This is a genomic window from Robertmurraya sp. FSL R5-0851, assembly GCF_038002965.1.
In the GTDB taxonomy this organism is placed as follows: Bacteria; Bacillota; Bacilli; order Bacillales; family Cytobacillaceae; genus Robertmurraya_A; species Robertmurraya_A beringensis.
In genome coordinates this window covers 4,197,586-4,219,365 of record NZ_JBBOOE010000001.1, presented here as the reverse complement: position 1 = coordinate 4,219,365, position 21,780 = coordinate 4,197,586, and the positions used below count along the sequence as shown (strand labels likewise).

The following is a 21,780-nucleotide window of genomic DNA, read 5'->3' as shown; positions in this document are numbered from 1 at the left end:
CTCTTGACAAACCGAATGGAGAAAAAGGTTAAAATTGGTAATGGTCAAGGGTTATTTGTCATGCCTACTTTTGTTCCCATCGCCCTTGATACTTTTATCGCAACCTTTTTCGACTGTTTGTCAAGAGCGATTGCGGGGCCTCACGTCCCCCCAATGGAAGTGATCTAATACTTTACATAGTTTTCATAGAACTTTTGACACTACCCTTTTATAAGGTATTTTTATATAAACATTGGTTCCTAACATCCACTTTGAGTCCATTTGGAGTTCGCCGCCGAGCACATGGACGCTTTTTTCCACTAAGTGTAGTCCGTAGCCGCGGTTGTCTCCTTTTGTGGAGTAGCCTTTTTCAAAGATTCTTTTTTGTGTATCATCAGGTATTCCCGGTCCAGAGTCCATCACTTCGATCTCTAGCCACTCATCATCATAGGTAAAGCTCACTACTAGCGTTTTTTCTACGCTATCCGTCATTGCCTCGATCGCATTATCGATCACATTGCCGAGAATCGTAATCAGCTCATGTGTAGTTGTTTGATTGGCAGGTTCAGGAATGGCGGTCCCGGTTTCAATCGTGAGATCAACGTTTTGTTCCCTCGCATAACTCAATTTTCCCATAATAAATCCTCCGAGGGCAGGGTCCTTGAAATGTTCGGTGATATTTCCGAATTCTTGGTTTCGGTAATTGACCAGTGTACGAATAAAGTCAGTGAGTTCACTGTAAGACTTTAACTCGATCATTCCCCGAATCACATGTAGACGATTCATAAATTCATGTGATTGGGCACGAAGCGCATCGGTATAGGCTCTAACCCCAGTTAATTGCTCGGCGAGCTGATTGATCTCTGTTTTATCACGGAAAGTCGAAATGGCTCCGACTACTTGTCCATTGACTAACAGTGGGACGCGATTGACGAGAATTGAGACACCATTAATGTTCTGTTCCTCATCTAGCTCAGGCTCACCCGTTTGTAACACTCGATCCAATCCAGTGGAAGGCATATAGTCATGAATGTTCATTCCCACTGGATTGGTGTATAGGCCAGCTTTTTGAAAAATTTGAAGTGCCGACTTGTTGACGAGTGTGATGGTTGATTGATGATCCACGGCAATAATCCCTTCATGAACGGATTGCAGCATCGTGCTTCTTTCCTCTGTGATCTTTGCTATGGCAAAGGGCTCAAGCCCAAGTAGCGTCCTTTTTATATATCTCGCTAGTAAAATAGCTCCGATCACACCGACAATTAGTCCGAAAAACGTAACAATCAGTATGCTCCGGTGGCTTCGTCCGAGTGCTGTCTCTACACTTTTTAACGAAATTCCCACAGCCACTACTCCGATTTGTTCGTTATTTTTATTGTAAATAGGTGTAAATGCACGCACCGATTCGCCTAACGTACCTTTTGAGATAGAAACATACTCTTTTCCTTTTAGAGCCTGCTTTTCATCTCCACCCACAAAGGGCTTTCCAATTTCCTCAGGGGTTGGATGTGTTCTCCGTATTCCGTTCATATCCATCACAACAACGAACAGCATATCTGTGGCTGTTTGAATATCATTTGTATAATCTTGAATGGAGTTGGAGTAGGTCCTGTTTTCTAACGCGTCTATCACTATATGAGACTTTGAAACGGTCCTCGCGACGATCTGCGCTTTTTCCTCTGTGTGAGCTTGTATATTTTTACTAACGGAATGGCTTATTAATAGGTCTGTGATCATCAGTGAAATGAGAACGACCAGGCAGACAAGAAAAATGATCACCGTGCTAAGTTTAAAACGAAACTGCCGTATACGCACTACGTAACCTCCCAACACGTTTATTTTTCCACTATAAATTGAAAACGCTCTAAAATAAAGAATTTGTTTTTGTAATGAGGGGGAGTATTCACTCAAAAACATCATTACTATGTTACTTACTTTAATTACAAAAAGATTTTATAAGTTTTATTAACTATTCTTATTTTTCGCAAAATTGTAACATGTGTTTAACAGAGTGAATGAAATCGTTTTCAAAATAATGATGTTTTAAGGAGGAGACCATATGAGAATTAATTTTAAGAGTCTTACCACCCAAGTAATACTAGGTATTATTTTGGGTATCGGAGTCGGGTTTGTGTTTCCGGAAATTGGATCACAGTTAAAGGTGATCGCTGATATATTTATTAAGCTAGTAAAAATGGTCATTGCGCCAATTATTTTCCTAACGATTGTCATCGGAATTGCGGGAATGGGAGATTTAAAGAAGGTTGGTAAAATTGGGGGGAAAGCCTTACTTTATTTTGAAATTGTCTCAACGATTGCGTTAGCGATTGGAATTATCGTTGCGAATGTGGTTAAAGCGGGAAAGGGAATTGATGCCGAGGCAGGAAAGGGCGATATTTCTCAATATACAAAGGCCGCTGAAGAAACGAGTCACGGATTTATGGATTTTGTCGTTTCGATCATTCCTGATAGCTTTATCGGTGCGTTTGCTAATGGTGAACTGCTTCCTGTTCTTTTGTTGGCGTGTTTGTTTGGAATTTCTCTTGCTCATTTAGGACAGAAAGGCAAACCGGTTATTGAGTTTTTTGAAAAAATCACAGAAGTGTTCTTCGGAATTGTTAATATCATCATGAAGGTTTCTCCGTTCGCAGCGTTTGGTGCGATGGCTTATACGATTGGTGAATTTGGAATTGGCTCCCTTGTTTATCTTGGAAAGCTGATGGGATCGGTTTATATTACCATGGCTCTATTTATTGTTCTTGTTCTTGGTGGAATTGCGAAAATGTTCGGTTTCAGCATCTTTAAGTTTATTGCTTACATTAAAGAAGAAATTCTTCTAGTGATCGGGACTTCCTCTTCTGAAGCGGCTCTTCCGAAAATGATGGAAAAGCTTGAGAAGTATGGTTGTTCAAAGCCAGTTGTAGGGCTTGTTCTTCCAACGGGATATTCCTTTAACCTAGATGGAACTTCGATTTACCTGTCGATGGCGGCATTATTCATCGCTCAGGCCTATGGGGTAGACTTAAGCATTTGGCAACAGCTGACCCTTTTAGGGGTATTGATGCTCACGTCTAAAGGAGCCGCCGGTGTTACGGGTTCAGGCTTTGTTACGCTAGCTGCCACACTAGCTGTTTTCCCTTCGATTCCAGTCGAAGGAATGGCTCTTATTCTTGGGGTTGACCGTTTCATGTCAGAAGCACGTGCTATCACCAATCTGATCGGTAACGGTGTCGCAACAGTGGTTGTTTCGAAGACGGAAGGGGAATTTAACCCACTTCAAGAGGTAGAAGCTCAGGTGGATAACAAAGAAATTAGTGCCTAAGTATTGTTTTCGGGAGCTTTCTTCAGAAAAGATGTATGGATTTTGTCATACGTCTTTTCTTTATTTATTAACAGGTCCGTGGAATTATCGGTTGGCGGGTCAGGTTAAAAACACCCGAGCTGATAAATACACGGAGAAATTCCGCTTAATTAGAAATATTTATAAAAAAAGGCTTAAATAAACGGAGAGATTCCGCCTATTGGCTCAAAAACTTCGAAAATTGGAGATTTTGATTTGCATAAGCGGAAAACCTTCCCTTATTTATCCTAAAATGAGGCTCCATTCTGCATCTAACCGGAAATTCTCCGCCTATTTTTCTTTTGCTTGTAGAAAGATAAAAAAATCGATTGACAAATGTAAGAATTCTATTAATCTAAAAATAGGTCTATCCCCAAGTTATACTCTCTTAGCTACTCCACAAGTCTTTATTTATCGTTTACAATTCTCCCATTCTAGCCACATTAAATCTCTATTTCACAATCATTTCATTGGTAAAAATCTGTCCGAAGTTTAATTGAATAAATAATAGTTTGCTATTAAATCCCCATGTTATGGATGTTCTACATCAGTATATAAATAGATATGACCATTAGATAGGAGGAGGGCTTCTATGGGATTTGAAGAAGAATACCAGGCCTTTTTGAATGCTCACTTGCAAGAAAGAACCGGTGAACGGTTACGGCGTTTACAAGAAGGTCACAATCAGGCTGAAATGTTGTTTTTGAAGCAAGTGTGGTGGCCTTTATATCACCATTTCAAGTATCTTCATCCAGAATATGAAGTAGATGATTTCAAGGATGGCAAAAGGTATTTGGATTTTGCTTATATTCGTCCCGCCATCCGGATTTGCCTGGAAGTCGACGGGTATGGCCCTCACCTAAAGAGCATAAGCAGATGGCAATTTTCTGACAACCTGGAGCGTCAAAATCAGCTGGTGATTGATGGATGGACAGTGATCCGCTTTTCCTATGACCAAGTGAAAGAGCAGCCTCGTCGATGCCAACAGATTGTTCAGCAAGTGATTGGTCGATGGCTGGGTGATGAACTGGACCAGTCATCTCTGTCCTTTCTAGAAAAGGAAGTGCTTCGGTTATCGATTCGAAAAGGAGAGGCCATATCCCCTATGGAAGTGGAGAAGTATTTGAAACTAAGTGACAAGACGGTAAAAAAAATACTTTCTCAATTGGTCGATAAAAAAATGCTGATTCCCGCATCAGGGACCATGAGGATCCGCTCCTATCGGTTGGGAGATCAGGTTAAGCAACCTTTCTGATAAATAGACGGAGAAATTTCCCTTAAGTAGAAAATATAATAAAAAATAGACCTAATAGACGGAGAAATTCCGCCTATCGGCTTGAAAAACGTAAAAATAGGTGGTTTTGCGTTGCATAGCCGGAAAATCTCCCCTTATATGCCTCGAAATGAGCTTCATTCTGTATTTAACCGGAAAATCTCCGCTTATTATACCTTTGCTAGATCCCTCAATTAAGGATGAGTCAACTTTTATGATGTACATTCAGGCCTAACAAAATCTTCTGAACAAAGGCGTTCACCCATACCGAATAGGCTGGCGTCGCATATCCTTTAATGTATTTAAATACATTAGAGGAGGAATTACCTTGAATAATGGACATCAAATGGTCACACATGACGTAAGAATTCGACCTGGATTTGGGTTCGGTAGACCTGGCTTTGGATTCGGAAGACCAGGGTTCGGATTTGGAAGACCTGGATTCGGCCTCGGTTTAGGGTTTTTAGGTGGTTTGGCAGCAGGTGCATTATTAGCTCCAGGCCCTGGCTTTGGATATGCGTACCCTTATCCTTATCTATACCCATACCCATACCCTTATTATCCGCCTTATCCTTATCCTTATTATTAATAAAATAAAAGGTTCTTGTAGTACGGCTGTTTTATAAACAGCCGTTTGTTTATTTCTAAAAAATACATATTTTGTAGAAAATGGTAGTCATATATAATAGGGAGATGATGAAGGAAATATGATTTTATACCCCTAATGGTATAATAGGAAAAAAGTTCAATGGGAGAAGGGGGATAAGGAATATGTTAACGGAAACAGATAACCACCCATCCTGGGTACAGCCATACATTGATTCCAAAGAAAAGCAACAAGCATTATACAAACGCACACTTCTTATTGTGGTGTTATCTCAAATCTTTGGAGGAGCAGGGCTTGCTTCGGGGATCACTGTGGGGGCGCTTCTTGCAAAAGATATGCTTGGTACGGATAGCTTCTCAGGTCTTCCGGTAGCACTGCTGACATTAGGATCTGCGGGTTCGGCATTGCTTGTTGGTCACCTGTCTGACCGATATGGACGGCGCTTTGGTTTAGCGGCCGGATTTTTAGCGGGAGGACTTGGAGCAATCGGTGTGGTTTTGGCGGCGGTTACGAGCAATATCATTCTCCTTTTTGCTTCCCTATTAATCTATGGGGCAGGAACGGCAACGAATTTACAAGCGCGCTATGCAGGTACAGATTTAGCCAATACGAAGCAACGAGCTACAGCTATAAGTATTGCGCTAGTATCTACGACCTTTGGAGCGGTTGCGGGTCCGAACTTGGTTGGTCCTATGGGGGAGTTTGCTGAATCTATTGGGGTGCCGACGTTAGCAGGTCCCTTCCTATTAGGTGCGGCTGCCTTCATCGTGGCGGGGGCCATTGTATTTATTTTTCTACAACACGATCCTCTTATTGTAGCGAAGGCCATTGCTAAGACAGAAAGTCATGATAATCGTGATAACAAGGAGACTAGCGTAACAGCCATTAATAAAAAAGGAATCATTGCCGCAGCAACGATCATGGTGCTTACTCAGTTGGTCATGGTTGCCATCATGACGATGACTCCCATCCATATGGGTCACCACGGCCATGGATTACATGAAGTTGGATTAATTATCGGTTTTCATATCGGGGCGATGTATCTGCCATCCCTTGTAACAGGGTTTCTCGTTGACAAGGTCGGACGGACGACGATGGCCATTGCAGCCGGTAGCATTTTACTTGCAGCAGGGTTGATGGCGGCATTTGCTCCAACGGACAGTATGCTCGTACTAACGCTCGCTCTTATCCTTCTTGGGCTCGGCTGGAATATTGGGTTGATTAGTGGGACGACGATTTTAGTGGATGCGACCAGTCTTTCCAGTCGTGCGAAGACACAAGGAAGGATTGATGTTCTTGTCGCGTTATCAGGTGCATCAGGTGGGGTGCTTTCTGGGGTAGTGGTTGCGTATTCTAGCTATGCCGCACTATCAATTGCAGGAGGAATTCTTTCGTTACTGCTTATTCCAGTGGTGATGTGGTCTCTGAAAAGACCAATGGTCGAAGAACCACTAACTAAAACGGTTGGAAGTTAAGTGAAGAGATCTTCTTAAGGGGCTGAACGATGGTGGTGAGCTTAGAGGAGATTTGCAGAGTTATAGTTGGTATTTGAGGGAAAAATAAATTATATAGAGAAAAATATTAATTGTTAATAGGTAGCAGTAGATTCGCGAAGGATCTACTGCTTTTTTATGGCTTTTCCCCTATATGTATGTCGAAACTATGAAAAATGACCTAATTTATAAAATTATCTAAAAAATAGTATTGACGATGAGAATCATTCTCTATTATAATCACAATTGTGAATGAAAATCATTATCAATAAACTAAACATAAAAATGATAAACGGGGGATTATTTCATGAAAAAGAGAGAGCTAAAGAAAATTTTTGCAGGTTTCCTACTAGCTAGTTCAGTTTTAACCGCATGTAGTTCAACTACTTCTACAGAAAAGACAGAAGAAAAGATACAAGAAGAAGTGATAGAGGAAGAAGTACAAACGGAAGAAGTAAGCTATGGACAGGCATTCCAGGAAGCAGTAACAGAGTTAGAAAAAGCGAAAGAAGACAAAGAAGTAGATTTCGATAAAGTGACTGAACTTTATACGACAAACCTTCAAGGTCTTGTAAAAGAAAGAGATGCAGAATTTGAAGATACGATTGACCAACATATTACTACGGCATTAGCGGCTGGTAAAGATGGCTCCATGGACAAAGTAGTGGTAAAACAACTTTTTGATAAATTAATGCAAAAGGTTTTCTATACAACGATTAAGCATGAGTTTACGGAAGTAACGGAAAACTGGGCTGATAAGGAAGCCGTAAAAGAAGAAGTTGAAGAAGCAAAAGAATTCTACTCTATTATTCAATCGACTGTTGAAAAGCGTGATGCTGCTTACGGTACAAACATGGTGGATGCGATCGCAGGTGGATTTGATGAAATTGAGAAAGCAGTAGAAGCTGATGATCAATTAGGCTTCAACCTTGGGAAGCAAGTAGTGGACAAAACATTGATGAAGACTTTCTACTTTGCAACAGGCGCAGTTCCGAACGGTTATGCAACAAAAGCGGCTGCTGCAGCAAAGGAAAATGCGGAAGAAGCTAAAATTGAGCAAGCTGAAGGATGGGCATTTTATCAATCAATTTTCACTTATCTAGATAAGCACGCACAAGAAGATGCTGCATTCATTCTAAGTCAGTTTGATCTTCAAACAGACGTAACAACACTTGATCCTGCAGCTGTAAACAAAGCGTTTGTACGAGGGTTCTCAAAAATTGCATTACATGAGTATGAAGAGAGTGTGGAAACTTGGGGTGAAGACAAATCAGTTATCACTGCACTAGAAGGTGCTCTATTTATTGATGTTATTGGTGAAGATATTAAGACAATGATCGGTGAAGCGGAGTATACAGCTTTAACTGAAAAGGCGCAAAAATATTTAGAAGCAGCAAAAGCACAAGATAAAGCGACTGCAGATGCTACGCTAGCTGAAATTCAAGCGACTCTAAATACAGTCATTAACAACGCGAAATAATGCAAACAAATAGTAGGGAGAAAACCTTGTCATGATCAAGGTTTTCTCCTTTTCATTCATCCTCTCCTAGCAAAACTGCTTTCCATTCTTACTTAAGATATAATGTTTGGTAAAGTGTAAAACTAGAGGTGTTGTTTTATGAAGATTATTGTAACCGGTGGAGCAGGATTTATCGGAAGCCATCTTTCTAGAAGATTATTATTAGAGCAACATGAAGTGTTTATCATTGATTGTCTTCATTCCTATTATTCTCCAGATAGAAAAAGAACGCATCTGGATGAAATAAAAAAACTGGGTGCCTTTCATTTTTATAATCTAGACCTCCTTGATCGAGAGGGGACGAATCGGCTTTTCAAGGAAATCTCTCCTGATGTCGTGATTCATCTTGCAGCTCTTCCAGGTGTTGCATACTCCATAGATCAACCACTCGAATACGTGGATTATGACATCAAGGCAACGATTAATGTGTTAGAAGGAGCAGGAAAAGCGGGAACAAGACAAGTGATCTTTGCTTCTTCGTCCTCGGTTTATGGAAATCAAGAAGGGCCCTTCCTTGAAGAAATGGCGATCGGAAAAGTTATATCTCCATACGCGGCTGCCAAATACTCTGCTGAATCCTTCTGCTATGTGTATGAACAACTATATGGATACCAAATGAATATACTGAGGTTTTTTACGGTATATGGCCCATGGGGAAGACCAGATATGGCGATTGGTCATTTTATTAAAAAGCTTATGAACGGTGAAAGTATTCAGGTGTTTGGATCAGGGAGTGCGCGTGACTATACGTACATTGAAGATATTGTTGAAGGAATCAACTTGACGATGATGAAAAGCAAAGAAAGCGAAACGTTTAATATTGGCTCAGGAAGACCGATTACGATGGAACAATTGTTATCTGAGTTACGCATCCATTTTCCTAACATGGTCGTAAGAAGGGAAGGCAATCGAGTAGGGGATGTTCATCAAACATGGGCAGACATCTCAAAAGCTGCCAATCAGTTAGGCTATCAACCAAAGGTAGAGTTTTCATTAGGTCTAGAGGAAACGGTGAAATGGGCGAAAGAGTATGAGAGTTCTCTCTAAGAAATTCGTTAAGAATGGCATATCATGGATTATCATTTTGATCTTTATTGTGCTAACCATCATGTTTTTTGATGGTAGCCATGTATGGAATGCGGGGAAACTACTTGCTCAACATCCTTTTTGGCTTCTTTTCATGTTTGGTCTTTATTTTCTTTCCTTTTGTTTAAAAGCGGTGGCTTGGAAGCTGTACCTCAAAGGGAAAGCAAGCATGTTCTCTTGCTTATTAGGGATTCTTTACAGCTTATTTATTAATCACCTTCTTCCTATTAAGGTCGGTGATTTGGTTCGAGCGGAAGTGTTGAAAAACAGAGAAAAGCTAGTAAATAGAGAAGAAGCGTATCATTCTGTTATCGTCCTAAGGGCGATGGATATGGTCTGTTTAATCGGTATCACTTTTGTTGGGTTACTTGCTTTAGACATCATCTACCGTATCCCAACTTGGCTGATTCTCGGAGGGCTATTGCTTGTTTTGCTAGCTTTAATCATTAGTAGACAATTTTTCAGCAGCTTTTTACAAAGGCAATTTGTTTTAATGAAGAGTGCGTTATTAGGATGGAACGGATTCGTTATTATTTTTGCCACATTGATTAGTTGGATATTAGAAGCAGGGGTATTGTACGGTACGGTATATATTCTTACAGAAAAGGCGAGCTTACTAGAGTTAGCTTTTGTAAACAGCTTGACGATTGCTGGGCAAGTATTTCAAGTGACCCCTGGAGGAATCGCGAACTACGAAAGTGTCATGACCTTTGGTTTAGGTATCATAGGAATTTCGTTGAAAGTGGGATACACAATTGCGGTCTTTAATCATGCCATTAAGTTCTTTTTTTCCTATATCGTTGGAGCATTTTGTTTTTGGATTCATTCAATCAAATTAGACACCATTAAGAGTTTGGCAAAATTGAGAGGAGTTAGTAGAAAGTGAAAAGTGCTTCAAAGTTTGAAAAAGTGGCAGCCCGATGTTGGAACTTACTTAACGAAGGCAAGCCCTTTACACCTATTTTTGTATTGGGAACGTTTCTTTTGTTTCATTTTAGGGATATGGCTTCGGTCGCGAATCTATCGTCCATCTTCTTATCATTACTGGTGATTATCCCGATTTTAGCCCTGTATTTTATCTTTGATTTTCCTTTATTTTTAAGAAATTATTTATGGATTCCTTTTATTGCTTATTTGATTGTATGGAATGATGTTCATCTTCCATTATTACTGTTTGCGATTGGTCTTTATTTCTTTTTTACCGTCTTTTTCTGGGGTACTTTTTATTATCATTTAAGAATTGGAACATCGTGGTTGAATTTCACCCGTTTTTGGAAGCTGGTTATGAAAAATAGTGATTCAACCAGCGGAAATGCGCAGGAACAATTGCCGAAGTTTTTACTCGTGTTATCTATTTGGCAGCTAGTTTATGAAAATCATCGTTTAGGTGAGACTGTTGAGTATCTTTCCATCTTCGTGTTCTATGGTTTTATTTTCATTTTTGCTTGGATATTACACCGTTACTTGTTTGATTGGAAGCCGACGATGTATGCGGAATATACAAAGGATTCTACGGAGCCACCAATGAAAGCTCTTTCTGATAAAGTCGTTGTCATCGTGATTGATGGAATGAGAAAGGAACGATTTTACGAGGCTAATACGCCTTTCCTCGACTACTTGAAGGAAAACGGGACAGAGTATACGAATATGGAGACGGTGTACCCAGCAAGAACAGTCGTTTGTTTTACATCGATGTTTACAGGAACGTATCCCTTTGAGCATGGAATTACGTCCAACATGGTTTGGAAGCTTGGGATCAAGGTAGAGAGCATTTTTGACTCGTTACGTAAGATAGGGAAAAAAGGCAGGCTTCTAGGAATTGCCCATTTGGTTGATTCGATGGGAGATGATGTCGAAACCGTTACAGCTGTTATGCATAATGATGAAGCAGATCCGAACATTATGAAAAGAGCAAAAAAAATCATGAAGGAACAGGATCCCGACTTATTCATTGTACAAATGATTGCAACGGATCAAACAGGTCACTCAAGAGGAGTCCTATATGACGAGTACATTCAAAAAATCGAAGAAGCAGACGCTTTGGTTAAGGACTTTGTTGAGTGGCTTGAAGCAGAAGGGAAAATGGAAAATACGACATTATTTATTTGCGCGGACCATGGACAGGCAGACGGAATTGGCGGACACGGTCACCTCGATGAAGGGGAGCGATTCGTTCCATTTTTCATACACGGCCCACATATTGAAAGAGGCAAGAAAGTAGAGCAAAAGCATAGTCTCGTTTCTATGGCTCCAACATTAGCACATCTTTTAGGGGCACCATTCCCTAGTCACAGCCGTGGAAAAGTACTAATCGAAGCGATTAAGGAAAGTAGAGAGAAAAAATGAATAGACAAAAGGTAACCGTATTTTTACCCGCCTATAATGAGGAAGAATCGATTGGGGAAGTCATAAAAGGCATTCCCCGCGACTTCCATCATGCGGTCGAGGTTCGTGTATTAGTGATAGACGATGGTTCTACGGATGATACTGTTCAAGTAGCGAAAGAAGCGGGTGCTGATTATATCGTTAGCTTTGAAAAAAATCAGGGTCTTGGAGCCGCGGTTCGAGCTGGGATCAAGGAATGCTATAAGCATGGTGCTGATGTTGGAGTCATGATTGACGCAGATGGAGAGTATCCAGCAAAGCAAATTCCTGAATTGTTACAACCGATTTTTTCAGGAGAAGCGGATTATACGATGGGCTCACGCTTTTTAGGAACGATTAAAGGGATGAAAATCCATCGTCGACTTGGCAATTATTGTTTCACTTTCATTCAAAGTCTGTTATTGAAAAAGTGGATATACGATGGTCAATCAGGAATGAGAGCCTTCTCCCGACAAGCTCTTAAGCATGCAGAGATCATTCATGATTATAATTATGCACAAGTGATTACGTTGAATTTAGTGAGAAAGGGATTTCGCGTCCAAGAAGTACCTATTCAATATCAAGTACGAACAACAGGAGAGTCATTCATCACCTTCAGAGGGTATCTTTCAACAGTACTTCCAGCAATTATAAAGGAAATAAGGAGACCCGTTCAAAAAGTAGAGCTCGATTACTCAGCTCATATAATCAGTCCATCATCAAAGGTTGGAAATCCATTTATTCAGGGGATTTATCCATCGAATGTACACACAAAATAGACATAAAGTTTAAATTGACACTTGTAATGATAATCATTATCATTGAGAAAAGGAGGCAGATAGATGTTTAAGAAGCTTTTGTTTTTTAGCTTGTTCGTAATCCTTATTTTTACAAATATGTTTACAACATCAGTTAGTGCCTATACGTACGGAGATCCAAACAAAGAAGAGGTGGCAGAAGCCTATAAAGAAATTCTTATAAAGTTGGATCAAGATCCACCAAATTTTGCTGAGTCGAGAGAGATTTATGAGTCAGTAAAAGAAGAAGTAGATATGCATATGGGAGCAGAGCCTTCGGAGTTTATTCTTGCTGGAATGGATACCGAGGACAAAGAAGCTACCATTGAAAATATGGAAAAACTTTTAGTACTGAACATTGCAAGAAGAATGGAAGGTATCGAGGGCAAATTTACCGAGTATGACACAAGTAAAAAGTTATTAGCGAAGGCATTTGCTACATATGAAGCATTGTCACCTAAAGTAGAAGCGGAAAATCCAGAATTAGACGAGAAATTAAAGGCGAGCTTTGACGAAGCATTGAATGCACTTGGTAATCCGGGACTATTCGGGGTTGGAAAGAAGGAATCAGACCTAGAGGCCTTTAAGACAAATAAGGAAGAAATCCTAACCAATTTGCAGAAGGAATTTCAATTAGTAAGCTTGGAAGTAGGTCATTTTTCTGAAAGTGCAACAGAAACAGAGTCTGCTGGAAAGAAGGAATGGACGGACATCTCTAATATCCGAAATTGGATCCCGTTAATTCTGATAACTGCAGCGATTGTAGGAGTTATTGTCTTTACGATTCGAAAAAGAAACCGTAAATAAAAGTCATCATGGGGAAGGTGAAAAACAGTGGAAATTCAAGCATTGTTGATTACATTTCGAGAAGTACTTGAAGCACTTCTCATAATTGGAATCATCACAACTTATCTGAAAAGAATGGATCACGCGCAATACAATAAATATGTTTGGCTTGGTGGAGGTCTAGCGGTTCTAGCGAGTGTTGGAGTTGCTATGCTGTTTCAAGTGGTGTTTACAGGTTTTGCAGCGATGGGGAATGAAATCTATTTAAAAATAGGCATTATGCTTGTGTCCACAATTCTCTTGACCCAGATGGTTTTTTGGATGGCGGAACATAGTAAAGATATCAAAGGAAACATGGAAGGAAAAATGAACAAATTTATTTCGACGGGTAATATTGTTGGGATGGTCATTCATTCCTTTTTAGTTGTCCTCCGTGAAGGGGTAGAAACCGTCTTCTTTTTTGCAGCTATTACAGGTGGAAATATTGGTGCAGCCCTACAAGGATGGGGTGCTCTTACGGGAGTCATTATCGCGGCTGTTGTGTCGTATTTCTTCTTTAAAGGTACGATGCGCATTTCGTTAAAAACCTTCTTTAAAGTAACGGGAGCTTTTATTATTTTAATTGCGGCTGGATTACTCGTCCAAGCAATATCTATGATGCAGGATGTTGGAATCATCGGCAGTGTCATTCCACATGTATACGATATTACATGGTTGTTGCCGGAGCACTCCATCGATCATGCCCATTATGTTAGAGACCATGGGGTTGAACCAATTCTGTCTGGTGATATAGGAATCTTCCTAAAAGCATTATTCGGGTATTCATCCATGCCTTCAATAGAAGAAGTGATTGCTTATATTGGTTACTTTGTTGTGATCTATCTCTTAACAGGATATCAACCAAAAGAGAAGACTAAAAGTGCTGCGGAAGTAACTACTTTCAACGCACAGGTAAAATAATTTTGTAAGGGTACAAGGCACATGTCTTGTACTTTTTCTTTATAAGTTGTTTGAAATAAAGGTGTGATTACTGTTGAAAAATGTGAAGCCAAGTATCATTATTTCTCTGAGTCTTATGTTCATCATTTGGATGTTTCTATCACAGGTGACAAATCTAAATTCATTTGCTTCCACCTATGATCAAGTCGATTTTGCTTTAGCACTTGAGCGTTATGATCTTTTAGCTATGCAGCCTCATTTTCCTGGATATCCATATTTTATTCTAGGGGGCTATTTCGTACACCTTTGGGTACAAGATAAAGCGGCATCCTTGACGGTATTTAATATTCTTCTATACACCAGTGCGATTATCCCGATGTATAAAATATCTCGAGCTCATTTTTCCGGAGCGATAAGTCTTTTAGTTGCAACCTTAACTTATTGTTCGGGGTTTGTTGTTCTTATGGTTAATCAACCGATGTCGGAAGGGGCAGCGATTGCGGTACTATGGTGGTATGTTTGGAGTATTTCTGTTGCATGGAAAAAACAAAGCTTTTGGTCTCAGGTTAATCCGCTATTCTTGTTAAGCTTATTGCTAGGGATTCGATTATCCTACCTTCCGTTTTCTATTGGTGTACTCTTTCTTTTATTTAAGTTATGGAACATAAAACAATTGCCACTGAAGGATATGGTGCCCCTAGGACTTCTAGCTGTTCTTTTTCAGTTGCTTTGGGTTAGTGGAGTCGCACTTACGGAGGGCGGTTTCGTCGGCTTTATGAAACTCGCTCTTTCTTTTACAAGCGGTCATTTCAATGAGTGGGGTGGTGCAGCAACCTCGGTCGACCAATCATTTTTTAGCCGAATGTATCAACTAATCATCGAAAATATAGGCTGGACAGGAATTGGGATAAGGTCCTTTTTTCTAATGAGTATGTTTGCGGTAATGTTTCTTTATTTTATTTGGTCTATCAGTTGGAAAAGAATCAACTCAAGCTATTTATTCCAACTTTTTACCTTACTGATCGTTGTTTATTTCTTATGGGTGTTATTTGCACAGAATGTAGAAAAGCCAAGGCATATTATTCCTCTAATTAGTCTAGGGACATTTTGTTTATTTTCAATGGTTTTTTCGAAATGGAAAACCACCTTTATGATCTCCTTCTCATTTTTACTATTGTCTGTTCAAGCTTACCAAACTACTCTTTTATTAAAAGAGCAGGCAAGCGAGCTTCCAGCGACCTATCAACTGGGAGCTTATTTGGAGAATTACAAAGGACCTTTTGTTATTTATGCCTGGGAGGAATCAAGGGTTTTTACGTATTTAGATACTTCGTTTCCTCATAAGGAAATTAACACTTACTCCAAATTTTTACATGATCAATCGTATTATAAAAATAAGGACATTTTGTTAACCAATAGTGTTCTTGAAGGATTTAGATCACAAGGAGTAGATCTAACAGATAAGGTGGAGGTAGTAGAGCAGTTTTCCTCAAACTCATTGTTTGACCCTGTATATCATCATATTATTTTGTATAGGTGGAAGGGTAGGGGTACGAATAGTATCCCCACAACTTCATATTAACTTAAATTTAAAGGCGGTAGATATCTTATAGATTCTACTGCCTTTTTTATTTTGGTCAAAAAGCGTTCGTTTATTGTACAGCTAAATTAATTTAAATGTATAGACATTTAAAAATAAATGATTATAATAATGGATGTAAGCGAACTAGGAAAATGGTGGATAGGGATTAAAAATCTAACTCTCAAAATATAGTAAAAGGAGTAGTGTGAAGATGAAGAAGAAGAATTGCTTTACAAGACCAATGCCCACTCGATGAAAAAATTTGTTTAAGTTCAAAAATTTATAAAGGAGAATCCATATGTTTGAAAAACTTAGTGAACAACTTGTTCCCATTGCAGGGAGACTCAATAACAACCGGTTTTTAAGCGTCTTGCGCGACGCATTTATGCTTGCGTTCCCGCTTACGATTTTTGGTTCCATTTTTGTAGTATTAACGAATTTGCCTTTTCTCAATAAATTCATGAGTGATGGTTCGATCGCCAATTTCCGTGACATGTTTGGTATTGCTTCTTCAGCAACGATGGGAATTATGTCACTCTTCGTCGTCTTTGGTATCGGGTACTATTTGTCCCGAAGTTACGAGGTGGAAGCGATCTTTGGTGGTGCTATTGCCCTTGTATCTTTTTTAATGTTAACTCCATTTGTCGTACAGCCTGAAAACGGGGAGTTAGTAACAGGCGTTATTCCTTTGGACCGTTTAGGAGCAAAGGGAATGTTCCTTGGGATGATGACAGCTTTCTTGGCAACGGAGATTTACCGTCGAATGGTTCAAAAGAATATTACGATCAAAATGCCTCCAGGTGTTCCGCCAGCTGTGGCAAAATCATTTACTGCTTTAATACCAGCTCTGATTACGCTGACGTTTTTCTTAGGGGTGAATATTTTAGTCACACAAGCTTTCAACACGAATATGCATGATGTGATTTATAAAGCCATTCAAGCTCCATTAGTCGGATTAGGTAGTGGAATCATTCCGACGTTAATCGCCATTTTTGTCATTCAAATTCTCTGGTTCTTTGGTTTGCACGGTCAAGTGATCATCAACTCTGTTATGGACCCAATCTGGAATACGTTAATGATTGAAAACTTGGAGGCCTATACAGCTGGAGAAGCAGTACCTCATATCATTTCTAAGCCATTTATCGAGATCTATACAGTAGGTATGGGTGGAACGGGAATGACATTAGCGGTCGTCTTTGCGATTCTCGTCTTTATGAAGAGTAAACAAATGAAGCAAGTAGGGAAGCTGGGCTTAGGTCCTGGAATTTTCAACGTAAATGAACCGATTATTTTCGGATTACCGATTGTTATGAATCCGATCATTATTGTCCCTTGGATTTTGGCACCGATGATTGTCACGCTCGTTTCTTATTTTGCGATGTCTTCAGGTATGGTTCCACCACCAACAGGGGTAGCGGTTCCATGGACCGTTCCTTTCTTTATTAATGGAATAATGGCAACGAATTCATTAGCAGGTGGGCTTCTTCAACTAGTTAATATGGCTATTGTTTTTGTCATTTGGTTCCCATTTTTAAAGACGATGGATCGTATAAATGTTCAAAAGGAAAAAGAAGAAGAAAGCAAAACAGCATAAGGTAGGTACAAAGTGAATAATGTAAACGGTTTATTGTTCTGTCCTTATAAAAAGCGCTGATGAAAGTTTACTAGATGAAGAGGAGAGAGATAGATGACTACTATTGAAACGAAGTACAGTTTTCCGGAAGGATTTTGGTGGGGCTCAGCGGCTTCTGGTCCTCAGACCGAAGGAGCTTCCGATATGGATGGAAAAGGTAAGAATATTTGGGATCATTGGTTTGAGTTAGAACCCACTCGTTTTTTTAATGAAGTCGGGCCTTCTAAAACGTCTCAATTCTACTATAAATATAAAGAAGACATTCAATTGATGAAGCAATTGGGGCATAACTCCTTCCGTATGTCGATCACTTGGTCAAGATTGTTTCCAGACGGCAAAGGAGACCTCAATCCTATGGCGGTTGAATTTTATAATGATGTGATCAATGAAATGATCCGAAACGGTATTGAGCCTTTTGTGAATTTGTTCCATTTTGATATGCCATTCGCACTTCAAGAACAAGGCGGCTGGGTGAACAGAGAAACGGTGGATGCGTATGAAGCTTACGCCAAAACATGCTTTGAATTATTTGGTGACCGTGTGAAGTACTGGTTCACCCATAATGAGCCGATTGTTCCTGTTGAAGGTGGATACTTGTACGATTTTCATTATCCAAATGAAGTGGATTTTGGGAAGGCTGTTCAAGTGGCTTATCATTCCATCTTAGCCAGTGCGAGGGCCATTCAAGTATATAAGGAACTGAATCAAGGTGGGAAGATTGGAATCATTTTAAATCTGACTCCATCATATCCAAGAAGTCAAAATCCTGCAGATGTAAAAGCGGCTGTCCTAGCTGATGCCTTCTTTAACCGTTCATTTTTAGATCCGTCGGTTAAAGGTGAGTTCCCCGAGGAATTGGTTCAAATTTTAAAAGCAGAAGGGTTTATGCCCAAAATAGAAAATGGTGATTTAGAAGTCATTCGGGAGAACACAGTTGATCTGCTTGGCGTGAACTATTATCAGCCGCGACGTGTAAAAGCAAAAGAACATCTACCGCATCCTGATGCCCCATTTATGCCTGAGAGATTCTTTGATAATTACGTTATGCCTGGTCGGAAAATGAATCCTCACCGCGGGTGGGAGATTTATGAAAAAGGGGTTTACGATATTCTCGTAAATCTGAAGGAGAACTACGGGAATATTGAATGCTTTATTTCTGAAAATGGGATGGGCGTCGAAGGAGAAGAAAAATTCCGCGATGAGAATGGAATGATTCAAGACGATTACCGAATTGAATTTATCGAAAACCATCTGAAATGGGTGCATAAAGCCATTGAGGAAGGATCCAATGTAAAAGGGTATCATTTGTGGACTTTTATGGACAACTGGTCATGGACGAATGCTTATAAAAATCGTTATGGCTTTGTGTCTGTCAATCTGAATAAAGACGGTGAGCGTACCATTAAGAAAAGTGGACTATGGTTTAAAACCGTATCAGAACAGAACGGATTTTAACCCTAAAAGATGGTCTTAATGGCCATCTTTTTTTTACAGAAAAAAGTACAAAAAGGAGGCGTTACCATGTTAGGAGCCATTGAAGCTGGTGGAACGAAATTTGTCTGTGCCGTGGGAGATCACTTGGGGCATATCGCCGACCGGATTGAGATTTCGACAACGGTACCAGGTGAAACCATGAAAGAAGTTTTAGCATTCTTTCAAAAATATTCTATCAAAGCGCTTGGGATTGGCTCATTTGGTCCCATTGATATAAACCAAGAAAGTCCAAATTACGGATTCATTACCTCTACACCTAAAACAGCGTGGAAGGACTTTCCGTTTGTGCAAACGGTCAAGGAAGCCTTCGGAGTACCGATTGGTTTTAATACGGATGTGAATGCAGCTGCCTTAGGTGAAGCGACACTAGGTGCCGCACGAGGCTTTGATAGCTGTCTATATATAACCGTAGGAACGGGAATTGGAGCAGGAGCTGTAGTTCAAGGAAACTTGCTTCAAGGATTGTCGCATCCTGAGATGGGACATATCTTGGTGAGACGTCATGTGGAAGATACGTATAAAGGGAAATGTCCGTATCATGGTGATTGCTTAGAAGGGTTAGCAGCGGGCCCTGCTCTAGAAGAGCGTTGGGGGGACAAAGGAATCCAACTAGCCGAGCGTTCAGAGGTATGGGAACTAGAAGGCTACTATCTCGCGCAAGCATTGATGCAATACATTCTTATTTTATCACCGAAGAAAATCATCCTTGGTGGAGGCGTGATGAAGCAAAGGCAAGTGTTCCCTTCGATCTATAAGCATATGTCTGATTTGGTGAATGGATATGTCACGTTACCGGAGCTTTCCGAGTATATCGTCAGTCCTGGATTGGGAGACGACGCGGGAATAACAGGTGCTCTCATCCTCGCCGATCAGGCACTAGGAAGGGAATGGGAGGGAAAACGATGAAACCACTATTCTTACAACCTGTTTTTAAAGAAAGAATTTGGGGTGGAACACAATTAAAAAAGGAATTTGGCTATGAGATCCCATGCGACCAAACGGGGGAGTGTTGGGCCATCTCTGCTCATCCACATGGACCTTCCACAATTCAAAATGGCCCCTTTGCTGGACAGACTTTGGACACCTTGTGGAGGGAGCATCCAGAGCTTTTTGGACATCCGAGTGAAGAGGTGTTCCCGCTTTTAACGAAAATCTTAGATGCCAATATGGATCTATCGGTTCAGGTTCATCCAGATGACACTTATGCATTGGTAAACGAAAACGGGGAATTAGGAAAGACAGAGTGTTGGTACATTATTGACTGTAAAGATGATGCAGAAATGATCTTTGGGCATAAAGCTCAGACGAAAGAAGAGTTCAACCAATTGGTCAAAGAAGGAAGATGGAGCGAGTTGCTTTGCCGGGTAAAAATCAAACCAGGGGATTTCTTTTATGTACCAAGTGGAACTGTTCACGCCCTTTGTGAAGGAACTCTTGTGTTAGAGACCCAACAAAGTTCGGATACGACTTACCGAGTGTATGACTATGGCCGGAGAGATGATCAGGGAAATTTACGTGAGCTTCATTTGGAAAAAGCACTCATGGTCACAAACATTCCTCATCAAAGTGAGGAGAAGAGGATAACAGTGGATACTAAAGGGGATGCGACGATCACCACTTTTATTCAATCAGAGTTTTTCTCTGTCTTCCAATGGGAAGTGAAAGGCTGTGCCACGTTTCATGCGGACGAACACTATTTGCTAGTAAGCGTTATTAAGGGTGACGGGGAGCTTTTTCATGAGGAGGTTTCTTATCCGTTAACAAAGGGGGCTCACCTAATTATTCCTGCCAGAATGGGTGAGTTTGAGATTAAAGGGCAGTGCCAATTGATCGTTTCTCATAGGTAATAGTTCATTCTATCATTATAGTGCAATCTTACTCTCCTAAAAAAGAGGATTTTTCCAGCTTCCGAGCGAAACCTAAATAAGGCGGTCTTTTAGTAGATAGACTTATTTGGGTTTTTTGTATTTGTTGAGGAGGGATTAGATGGAATACGCGTATGAGTGGGTAGAAACAGAAGGGCATTTTCCAATCAAGATCATTTATCACGAATCGGACGAAGCAGGATATATCCCAAATCACTGGCATGAAAGTATTGAAATCTCCTATGTTCTTTCTGGAACCATTGATGAGATTTATGTAGATGGGAAGACTTATACCTCTCGTGAAGGAGATATTGTGGTCATTAATTCAAACTCGATCCATTCCTTTACGGTTGATAGAGGTACGGGGCAAAAAGCGATATCGGTCTTTATCCCTCCAGAGTTATTAAAGGAAAAGGGAATAAAAATAGATGAAGTGGCTTTTCATTGTGTGTCGATTGGGGAGCGGGACGAAGACCGACTTCAACAGCTTCAAGAGCTAAGGATGATTCTAAACCGTATGACAAACGCCTACTTGAACAGAGAAAAAGACCATTTTTCTTATGTGAAAATAACCGCATTATCATATGAATTACTGTACGTGTTATTAAAATATTTCCAAGTTCCTAAGGAAAGTCACCCGAATATTCATTCCAAAAAGCATCTGGACCGATTGGCGCAGATTTTTGATTTTATTAAGGAAAACTATCAACAGAAACTATCGTTAACGATGATTGCCAATGAATTTGGAATCACAACCGAATATTTATCTCGATTTTTCACGAAGCATATTGGTGTCACCCTATTGCATTATATTAATGCCGTTCGACTGGAATATGCGCACCGTGATCTCGTGAATACCGACCTTTCTATCCTAGAGATTGCTTTAAAAAATGGCTTTCCAAATGAGAAGTCATTTAATAGAGTATTTAAGTCGGTGTATAAGCTTGCACCTAGTCAATATCGCAGGGAGTCGAAAGTACCTAATCAAGAATTGACGTTTTTTTAGCTAGAAAAGGACAAGAC

Annotated in this window: 19 protein-coding genes; 18 read left to right on the top strand and 1 reads right to left on the bottom strand. The window is 40.1% G+C overall.

The window, feature by feature from the left end; translation table 11 throughout:
• Window positions 1–3 precede the first annotated feature (3 nt).
• A complete protein-coding gene (locus MKX65_RS21655) occupies window positions 4–168 on the top strand; it encodes a hypothetical protein (protein ID WP_340903365.1) in 165 nt (54 codons plus the stop codon).
• Window positions 169–183: 15 nt separating this feature from the next.
• Here the strand turns inward: MKX65_RS21655 and dcuS are convergent, their stop codons facing one another.
• Window positions 184–1,788: a DcuS/MalK family sensor histidine kinase gene (dcuS, locus tag MKX65_RS21650; protein ID WP_445677958.1), complete on the bottom strand. Its 1,605-nt coding sequence runs from the start codon at window positions 1,786–1,788 to the stop codon at window positions 184–186.
• Window positions 1,789–2,038: 250 nt separating this feature from the next.
• On the opposite strand from dcuS, the gene MKX65_RS21645 reads away from it, so the two are divergent.
• The 17 genes from MKX65_RS21645 to MKX65_RS21565 all read left to right on the top strand — a co-directional run bounded on the left by MKX65_RS21645 (window position 2,039) and on the right by MKX65_RS21565 (window position 21,763).
• Window positions 2,039–3,301 carry a dicarboxylate/amino acid:cation symporter gene (locus MKX65_RS21645; protein ID WP_340905537.1) on the top strand — a complete coding sequence of 421 codons (1,263 nt, stop codon included), beginning with the start codon at window positions 2,039–2,041 and terminating at the stop codon, window positions 3,299–3,301.
• A 610-nt stretch (window positions 3,302–3,911) separates the two neighbouring features.
• Entirely contained in the window at window positions 3,912–4,574 is a 663-nt protein-coding gene (locus MKX65_RS21640; RefSeq protein WP_340905536.1) for a DNA-binding response regulator, read from the top strand.
• 346 nt (window positions 4,575–4,920) lie between these two features.
• Complete coding sequence (locus tag MKX65_RS21635) at window positions 4,921–5,181, top strand: hypothetical protein (RefSeq protein ID WP_340905535.1); 261 nt, start codon at window positions 4,921–4,923, stop codon at window positions 5,179–5,181.
• A 182-nt stretch (window positions 5,182–5,363) separates the two neighbouring features.
• Entirely contained in the window at window positions 5,364–6,674 is a 1,311-nt protein-coding gene (locus tag MKX65_RS21630; RefSeq protein ID WP_340905534.1) for an MFS transporter, read from the top strand.
• Window positions 6,675–6,999: 325 nt separating this feature from the next.
• Window positions 7,000–8,172, top strand: a complete 1,173-nt coding sequence (locus tag MKX65_RS21625; protein WP_340905533.1) for a hypothetical protein — start codon at window positions 7,000–7,002, stop codon at window positions 8,170–8,172.
• A gap of 138 nt (window positions 8,173–8,310) precedes the next feature.
• A complete protein-coding gene (locus MKX65_RS21620) occupies window positions 8,311–9,258 on the top strand; it encodes an NAD-dependent epimerase/dehydratase family protein (RefSeq protein WP_340905532.1) in 948 nt (315 codons plus the stop codon).
• A complete protein-coding gene (locus tag MKX65_RS21615) occupies window positions 9,242–10,183 on the top strand; it encodes a lysylphosphatidylglycerol synthase transmembrane domain-containing protein (RefSeq protein ID WP_340905531.1) in 942 nt (313 codons plus the stop codon). The genes MKX65_RS21620 and MKX65_RS21615 overlap by 17 nt, the downstream gene beginning before the upstream one ends.
• The gene (locus MKX65_RS21610) at window positions 10,180–11,643 is read left to right on the top strand and encodes an alkaline phosphatase family protein (RefSeq protein ID WP_340905530.1); all 1,464 of its coding nucleotides are present in this window, start codon (window positions 10,180–10,182) and stop codon (window positions 11,641–11,643) included. Before MKX65_RS21615 ends, MKX65_RS21610 begins: the two co-directional genes overlap by 4 nt.
• Complete coding sequence (locus tag MKX65_RS21605) at window positions 11,640–12,440, top strand: glycosyltransferase family 2 protein (protein ID WP_340905529.1); 801 nt, start codon at window positions 11,640–11,642, stop codon at window positions 12,438–12,440. The genes MKX65_RS21610 and MKX65_RS21605 overlap by 4 nt, the downstream gene beginning before the upstream one ends.
• Before the next feature lie 63 nt (window positions 12,441–12,503).
• Complete coding sequence (locus MKX65_RS21600) at window positions 12,504–13,265, top strand: hypothetical protein (protein WP_340905528.1); 762 nt, start codon at window positions 12,504–12,506, stop codon at window positions 13,263–13,265.
• A gap of 27 nt (window positions 13,266–13,292) precedes the next feature.
• Window positions 13,293–14,204, top strand: coding sequence for an FTR1 family iron permease (locus MKX65_RS21595; RefSeq protein ID WP_340905527.1), 912 nt, complete (start codon window positions 13,293–13,295; stop codon window positions 14,202–14,204).
• A gap of 73 nt (window positions 14,205–14,277) precedes the next feature.
• On the top strand, window positions 14,278–15,765 hold the full coding sequence (locus MKX65_RS21590) for a hypothetical protein (protein WP_340905526.1): 1,488 nt from the start codon (window positions 14,278–14,280) through the stop codon (window positions 15,763–15,765).
• 298 nt (window positions 15,766–16,063) lie between these two features.
• Window positions 16,064–17,359 carry a PTS cellobiose transporter subunit IIC gene (celB, locus tag MKX65_RS21585; protein WP_340905525.1) on the top strand — a complete coding sequence of 432 codons (1,296 nt, stop codon included), beginning with the start codon at window positions 16,064–16,066 and terminating at the stop codon, window positions 17,357–17,359.
• Window positions 17,360–17,452: 93 nt separating this feature from the next.
• Window positions 17,453–18,853: a glycoside hydrolase family 1 protein gene (locus MKX65_RS21580; RefSeq protein ID WP_340905524.1), complete on the top strand. Its 1,401-nt coding sequence runs from the start codon at window positions 17,453–17,455 to the stop codon at window positions 18,851–18,853.
• Window positions 18,854–18,919: 66 nt separating this feature from the next.
• Window positions 18,920–19,798 (top strand): ROK family protein, encoded by an 879-nt coding sequence (locus tag MKX65_RS21575; RefSeq protein WP_160549304.1) that lies wholly within the window; start codon window positions 18,920–18,922, stop codon window positions 19,796–19,798.
• Window positions 19,795–20,739 (top strand): mannose-6-phosphate isomerase, class I, encoded by a 945-nt coding sequence (gene manA / locus MKX65_RS21570; protein WP_340905523.1) that lies wholly within the window; start codon window positions 19,795–19,797, stop codon window positions 20,737–20,739. The genes MKX65_RS21575 and manA overlap by 4 nt, the downstream gene beginning before the upstream one ends.
• 139 nt (window positions 20,740–20,878) lie before the next feature.
• Entirely contained in the window at window positions 20,879–21,763 is an 885-nt protein-coding gene (locus tag MKX65_RS21565; protein WP_160549302.1) for a helix-turn-helix domain-containing protein, read from the top strand.
• The last annotated feature ends 17 nt before the right edge of the window (window positions 21,764–21,780 follow it).